The 6,849-nt window shown below is 73.6% G+C and carries 5 protein-coding genes; 1 reads left to right on the top strand and 4 read right to left on the bottom strand.

The window, feature by feature from the left end:
* Positions 1-22: 22 nt before the first annotated feature.
* Positions 23-1,687: a (2,3-dihydroxybenzoyl)adenylate synthase gene (locus ACFC09_RS17185; RefSeq protein WP_376528628.1), complete on the top strand. Its 1,665-nt coding sequence runs from the start codon at positions 23-25 to the stop codon at positions 1,685-1,687.
* Between the two features lie 68 nt (positions 1,688-1,755).
* On the opposite strand, the gene ACFC09_RS17180 is transcribed toward ACFC09_RS17185, so the two are convergent.
* Genes ACFC09_RS17180 through ACFC09_RS17165 form a run of 4 tightly spaced genes read right to left on the bottom strand, consistent with a single transcriptional unit; the run spans position 1,756 to position 6,723 of the window.
* Complete coding sequence (locus tag ACFC09_RS17180) at positions 1,756-3,336, bottom strand: ABC transporter ATP-binding protein (RefSeq protein WP_376528626.1); 1,581 nt, start codon at positions 3,334-3,336, stop codon at positions 1,756-1,758.
* On the bottom strand, positions 3,333-4,193 hold the full coding sequence (locus tag ACFC09_RS17175; protein ID WP_376528624.1) for an ABC transporter permease subunit: 861 nt from the start codon (positions 4,191-4,193) through the stop codon (positions 3,333-3,335). Before ACFC09_RS17175 ends, ACFC09_RS17180 begins: the two co-directional genes overlap by 4 nt.
* Positions 4,190-5,140 carry an ABC transporter permease gene (locus tag ACFC09_RS17170; protein ID WP_376528622.1) on the bottom strand — a complete coding sequence of 317 codons (951 nt, stop codon included), beginning with the start codon at positions 5,138-5,140 and terminating at the stop codon, positions 4,190-4,192. Before ACFC09_RS17170 ends, ACFC09_RS17175 begins: the two co-directional genes overlap by 4 nt.
* A complete protein-coding gene (locus tag ACFC09_RS17165) occupies positions 5,137-6,723 on the bottom strand; it encodes an ABC transporter substrate-binding protein (protein ID WP_376528620.1) in 1,587 nt (528 codons plus the stop codon). Before ACFC09_RS17165 ends, ACFC09_RS17170 begins: the two co-directional genes overlap by 4 nt.
* Positions 6,724-6,849 lie beyond the last annotated feature (126 nt).

Below are 6,849 nucleotides of genomic sequence, written 5' to 3'. Positions count from 1 at the left end.
CGGCAATGAGAGGCGGAGCCCCATGACCGAGACTCAACAGACGCGGCCCGAGGCGGAATCGGCGCGTTACCGGGCCGCCGGGCACTGGCAGGGAGTGACCTTCGGCACCCGCCTGCGCCAAGGAGCAGCCCGCCATGGAGGGCGTGTCGCGCTGGTCGACGGGGACCGGCGGTGGACCTACGCGGATCTGGACGCCGAGGCCGACCGTGTGGCCCGCGGACTGCGCCGGCTCGGGATCGGGCGGGGTGATCGCGTCGTGCTCCAACTGCCCAACTGCGCCGAGTTCGTGCTCGTCTGGTTCGGGTTGCAGCGGCTCGGCGCGGTTCCGGTGCACGCCATGCCCGGCCACCGGCGCCGGGAGATCGGCCATCTGGTGCGCGTGACGGATGCCGTGGCCTGCGTGGTGCCGGACCGGCACGCCCGGTTCGACCACCGGGAGCTGGTGCGCGAGGTGCGGGCGGAGCAGGGGCCGGGCGGCTCGCTGCGGCACGTCGTCGTGGTCGGGGATCCCGGCCCGGACGACGGCTTCGTCCCGTTCGAGTCGCTGCGGGTGGACCCACCGTCCGCGTCCGGCCCCGCCACGACGGACGTCCTGTCCGTGCCCGGCGCCGACGACGGCGGGGCGGACCCCGCGGATGTCGCCCTCCTGCTGCTGTCCGGCGGCACCACAGGGCTGCCCAAGCTCATCCCGCGGACCCACGACGACTACGCCTACAACGCGCGCGCCTGCGCCGAGGTCTGCGCGCTCGACGCGGGGACCGTCTACCTGGCCGTGCTGCCCATCGGGTTCAACTTCACCTTTGCCTGCCCCGGTGTGCTGGGTACCCTCATGGCCGGAGGGACCGTCGTGGTCGCACCGGACCCCAGCCCGCAGACGGCGTTCGCCCTCGTCGAGCGGGAGGGCGTGACCCTGACCTCCTTGACTCCGCCGCTCGTCACCCACTGGACGGACGAGGCCGCCTCCGGTTCCTGGGACCTGGGCAGTCTCGCGGTGGTGCAGGTCGGCGGGGCGCGGCTGCCGGAGGACCACGCGCGAAAGCTCGGACCGGCACTCGGGGTGACCGTGCAGCAGGTCTTCGGCATGGCGGAGGGACTGGTCAACCTCACGCGCCTCGACGACCGCGAAGACCTCGTCTGCGCCACTCAGGGCCGGCCCGTCTCGCCGGACGACGAGGTCCGCGTGGTGGACACCGACGGCAGGCCCGTGCCGGACGGTACGGCCGGTGAGCTGCTCACTCGGGGCCCGTACACGCTGCGGGGCTACTACCGCGCCGAGGAGCACAACCGCACGGCGTTCACCCCGGACGGCTACTACCGGACCGGTGACGTGGTGCGGCGTCTGCCGACCGGGCACCTCGTGGTGGTGGGGCGGATCAAGGACCAGATCAACCGTGGCGGCGAGAAGATCGCCGCGGTCGAGGTGGAGGAGCAGTTGCTGACGCATCCGGCGATCACGGCGGCGGCGCTGGTCGGTGTGCCGGACGAACGGCGGGGTGAGCGGACCGTCGCCTTCGTCGTCTGCGCGGGCGCGGCCCCCGGCGCGCGGGAGGTCGCCGCCCATCTCGAAGAGCGCGGGCTGGCCGGATACAAGACGCCGGACGAGGTCGTCCAGGTGCCCCGCCTCCCGCTCACCGCCGTCGGGAAGGTCGACAAGGCGGCGCTGGCACGGGAGTTGCGCCGGGCGTGAGGTGTGGCGCGCAGGAGCGCCCTGTGGGCGGGGCGCTCCTGCTGGCGGCCACAGGCCCTCACCCGCCGCTATTCCGGCACGGCGGGGGCGGGACCGTCCTCACGGGCGAGCAGTTCCCGGGTGACGGGGTGCTGCGGGGTCACCAGCACGCGGTCGGCCGGCCCGGCTTCGACCACCCGTCCCGCGTCCAGGACGACGACCTGCTCCGCGTGAGCGGCCGCGGCCGCCAGGTCGTGCGTCACCATCACGACCGTCAGGCCCGCCGTCCGTCGCAGCGAGTCCAGCACGTCCAGGACCGCGCTCGCCGTCTCCGGGTCCAGCGCCGAGGTGATCTCGTCACAGACCAGGACGCGCGGCTCTGCGGCCAGTGCCCTTGCCAGTGCGACGCGTTGGCGCTGGCCGCCCGACAACTCCCCGGGCCGGCGCGTCAGTACATCCGCGCCCAGTCCGACCAGTCCGACCAGTCGCAGGGTTTCGCAAGACGCCTCCTGGGCTGACCGGCCGCGCACCCCCCGGAGGGGGCGCATGAGGGCGTCACCCACGGATTCCCGTGGGTTGAGAGCGCCGCGGGCGTCTTGCGCGACGAGTTGCACGGGCGCCCCGCGCCCCCGCCGCGCACTGTCGTCCCGCCACTCGACACTGCCCCGTACGGGCGGGTGAAGCCCCGCGAGACATCGGGCGAGGGTGGTCTTCCCCGACCCCGACGGACCCACGACGGCGGTGCAGGAGCCCGCCGATACGGTGAGGGAGACGTCGTGCAACGCGGCAGCCCGCCCATGGGCGGCGCACAGGCTCCGCACGAACAGCCGGCCTTCGACGGCGGGGTCGGCGGCGGTGACGGGTGGGGCCTCGGAGCGGCGGCCACCGGTCGGGGATCTCCCGGACGGCAAGGCGGGCGACGGCGCCCCCGGCACCCCGCCCGCGACGATCCGGCCTCCGTCCAGGCGGATCACGTCGTCCGCCACGGACGCGAGCCACGCCGGGGCGTGGCTGACCAGCAACGCGGCGCGGTCCCCCGCGGACAGGACCTCGGCCAGCAGACCACGCATCCCGTCCGCGAGGACCGGGTCCAGGCCACTGGTGGGCTCGTCGAGGACCAGCAGGCCGGGGCGGCCCGCCAACGCGAGGGCGAGGGCGACGCGTTGGGCCTGTCCGCCCGACAGCTGCCGGGGCAGCCGTCTCCGGAACGCCCTGTCGTCCGGCAGTCGCACGGACATCAGGAGTTCCCCGACCCGAGCACGGACGTCGTCTCCCCCTTGCACGGGCGAGCGCAGGCGCACCGCCTCGGCGATCTGCGTGCCGATCCGGAGCGCGGGGTTGAGCGACGAGGCGGGGTCCTGCCCCAGGAAGGACACCACCCGGCCGCGCAGGCGACGGGCGTCCGCGCCGTCGAACGGATCGAGGCCGGCCACCCGGACGGTTCCGGCACGGACCTCCAGGCCAGGGCGGACATGTCCGAGGAGGCTGTACGCCAGGCTGCTCTTGCCCGATCCCGACCTGCCCACGACCCCCAGCACCTGCCCGCGCGGCACCGAGAGGCAGGCGTCGTGCAGGACGGGCGGCCCTCCGGTCGCCGGGCCGAGCGTCAGCCCGCTGATCTCGGCGAGCGGACCGCCGCCCGCCGGACGGGCGGTCACCCGGCCGGTCATGCGGCACCCCGCCCCACCGCGTCCGCCAGCCGTCCGGCCAGCAGGCCGGCACAGACGGACAGCAGCACCAGCAGCAGCGCCGGGGCGAGGAACGGCGTGGCGGCCAGTGTCGCCCCAGGAACGTTCTCGCTCACCATGCGGCCCCAGTCCGGCGCCGCCCCTCCCGGCCCTAGACCGAGGAAGCCCGCGGTTGCGGTGAGGTGCAGGGAGGCGACCAACCGCAGCGCGGTGTCCGTCAGGGCCGGTCCGGCGATGTTGGGCAGCACGTCGTGGCGCAGTACGGCCCGCCGGGTGTCGCCCCGGGCCAGGGCGGCCTCGACGTATCCGCTGTGCAGCACCGGGTCCGCCGCGGCACGCAGCACCCGGGTGGAGAAGGGCGCGGTGGCCAGGGCGACGGCTGCCAGGAGGGCCGCGTCGCTGCCGGGGAATCCGGCGGCCAGGACGAGCACGACCAGGAGGGCGGGGAGGACGGCCAGGGCATCCACGCAGCGGATCAGCAGGTCGCCCAGCCTGCGGGACACCATGGCCGCCAGGACACCGACGGTCATCCCGACGGCTCCGGCCGCCGCCGTCCCCGCCAGCGCGGTGAGCACAATGGTGCGGCCGCCGCTGAGCACCCGGCTCGCCACGTCCCGGCCCAGCACGTCGGTGCCGAGCAGGAACCGACCGTCCGGCTGCTGGAAGGGCGCCGCGAGTTGCGCGGTGGGGCTGTGCGGCGCGGCCAGCGGTCCCAGCAGGGCGAGCAGGAGGACGAGCAGTGTGCCCGCCCCGGTGAGGAGCGGTGGTCGGCGGCGACCGGGCGCGCCGGGACGGGCCGTGCGGGTCCGCCTCCGCGGTGGGGTCAGGGCAGTCGTCATCGGTCGTTCTCCTCCCGTGCGCCCAGCAGACGCGCGCAGATGTCGCCCAGGAGCAGCACCGTGAGCATCACCGCGACGAGAGCGGTGGCGATGCCCTGCACCATCGGTACGTCCCGTGCCGCGACGGCCAGTTGCAGCTCCCGGCCGATGCCCGGGTAGTCGAAGACGTTCTCCACCACCACCGCCGAGCCGACCAGCGCCCCTGTGGTGAGGGTGAGCGCCTGGACAGCGGGTCCGGCGGCGTTGGGCAGGATGTGGCGGACCGCGAGCCGTACGCCGCGTACACCGTTGAGCCGTGCGGCTTCGCAGTAGGGGGTGGCCGCCGTGTCCGCGACGGACACCCGCAGCAGCCTGGTGGCCACCGCGAGACCGACCGCGCTGAGCGTCAGGACGGGCAGTATCAGCGCACGCGGGGTGTCGAGCGGCGTACCGCCCAGGGGGATGACGGAGACGCGTGGGAGGACCTCCAGCCACACCGCCAGTAGGGCGACGAGCAGCGCGGCGATGACGAACTCGGGTACGGCGGCGAGGATCTGGGCCGATGTCGAGACCAGCCGGTCGGCCCTGCCCCCGCGCAGCCCGGTCCACAGGCCCAGCAGCGCGGCGAGCGGCGCGGTGACCGCGAGGGTCAGTCCGGCAAGCAGCAGGCTGTTGGGCAGGCGGGTGGCGAGGACCTCGGTGACCGGCCGCTCCCCCACGAAGCCGTGGCCCAGGTCCCCCCGGACCGCGCGGGCCGCCCAGTCCGCGTACCTCTCGGCGGGCGGCCGGTCCAGCCCGAGTTCGGTTCGGATCTCGGCGCGTTGTGCCTCGGACGCGTCCATCCCGGCGACCGCGCTGACGGCGTCTCCCGGGAGGACCGCCGTGGCCGCGAAGATCGCGGCCGACAGCAGCACCAGCAGGACGGCCGCCCCCGCGAGGCGACGGCCGATGAACGCGACCAGGCTCACGCCAGCGACGCCTGGGAGAAGCCGGGGAACTGCTCGAAGAGGTCGTCGCGTATTCCGCTGACCCCCTTGGCCTGGGCGTTCAGGTTCGGCTTGAAGACCGGCAGCACCTGGTTGCCGTCCTCCCAGCGCGTGCGCTGCGCCCGCGTGCCCAGCTTTCTGGCCTCGGCCTTGTCGCTCTCGGCGCGGGCCTTGGCGACAAGGGTGTCGGTCCCGGCCTCCTTCCAGCCGAACGCCGACGGCGATCCGCCCGCCGTACTCATCTGGTAGGTCGACAGCGCGGGAATGGGCATCTGGTACGAACCGGCCAGCGGCAGCGCCGCGTACGCGGGGAAGTCGGCGTAAAGCTGTCCCGCGGGCAGTTCGCGGACCGAAGCCTGGACGCCGACCTTCCGCAGGTCCTCGACGAAGAGGGTGGCCATCTCCACCATGCCCGGCGTCTCGGGGCCGGTGGTCAGCGTCACCTTCATCCCGTCGGCCCCGGCCTCCTTGAGGAGTGCACGGGCCCGCTCCGGGTCGTGGGCGCGCTGCGGCAGGCTCTCCGCGTAGTCGGGAAAGCCCATGGAGGGCAAGTCGTTGCCGACTACGGCGTTGCCGTAGAACACCGTCTTCACCATGGCCTCGCGGTCGACCGCGAGCTTGAACGCCTCCCTCACCCGCGGGTCGCCGAAGGGCTTGACGGTCATGTTCATCTGGAAGGAGAGGCCGACGAGACCGGGGCTCCTCGTGGGGACGAGTTCGACCTTCCCGTTGTCGTCCAGCGTGCGCGCGGTGACGGGTGAGAGGTCGTGGGCGAAGTCGATCTGACCGCTGGTGAGCGCGCCCGCCCTGGCGGTCGAGTCCGCGATCGACCGCAGCTCCAGACCGTCCAGACGGGGCACGTGGCCGTAGTGGTCGTCGTAGCGCTCGAACGCCGATCCCTGGCCGGCCGTGAACTCCGTCAGCCGGAAGGGACCACAACTGGGCATGCCCTTCCGGAAGGTCCTGGTTCCGTCCTTGACGACGAGGAAGTTGCCCTGGCAGAGGATCATCCGGCCGTCGGCGATGGGCCGCAGGGTGTGCAGTACGACCTTCATGTCACCGTCGGCCTTGGCGTGCGCGAGGTCGAAGTTGGCGGCGGCGAGACGGTACACGGGCAGTTTGCTCCGCGCCGCGAGGGCGCTGAGCGAGTGCAGGATGTCGGCGGAGGTCAGTTCGGAGCCGTCGGTGAAGCGGACTCCGGGCCGTACATGCAGCGTGTAGGTCGACAGGTCGTCGGAGATGTCGATGCCCTTGAGCACGCCGTAGCGCACCCCGTCGGGCCCGCTGGGGTCCAGGTTGCCCAGGGTGCCGTGCCAGGCACGGGCGCGCACCAGGTCCAGGGCGGACGGGCCGTTGAAGAAGTCGAGCGTCTCGGAAGCGCCGCCTCCGACGAAAGCGGCCCGGAGCGTGCCGCCCGAACGCGGCGAGGAACCCGATCCCGAACCCCTCCCGGAGCCGGGCCCGTCAGTGGAGCACGCCGCCAGCAGGCCGGGGCCCACCGCCAGAGCCGCGGCTCCGACCACGCCGCGGCGGAGGAAGGCACGGCGATCGATCTGTCTGGACATGCTTCTCCTTGACGTTCTGCTGAACTGGGCGCCCGGACGGCTCCGCGGCGCGTGAGGTGCGGCCGACGCCATGACAGGCCGCCGGTGATCGACGACGGTGGGCACAGCCACGGCCGCAGTGACTCC

Origin of the sequence: Streptomyces sp. NPDC056161, assembly GCF_042268025.1 — a bacterium.
Taxonomy (GTDB): Bacteria; Actinomycetota; Actinomycetes; order Streptomycetales; family Streptomycetaceae; genus Streptomyces.
This window is presented reverse-complemented; position numbering and strand designations above follow the sequence as displayed.

Coding starts and splice junctions, on each gene's coding strand:
- ACFC09_RS17165 (WP_376528620.1), bottom strand. CDS start 6,723: ATGTCCAGACAGATCGATCGCCGTGCCTTCCTCCGCCGCGGCGTGGTC.
- ACFC09_RS17175 (WP_376528624.1), bottom strand. CDS start 4,193: ATGACGACTGCCCTGACCCCACCGCGGAGGCGGACCCGCACGGCCCGT.
- ACFC09_RS17180 (WP_376528626.1), bottom strand. CDS start 3,336: ATGACCGGCCGGGTGACCGCCCGTCCGGCGGGCGGCGGTCCGCTCGCC.
- ACFC09_RS17185 (WP_376528628.1), top strand. CDS start 23: ATGACCGAGACTCAACAGACGCGGCCCGAGGCGGAATCGGCGCGTTAC.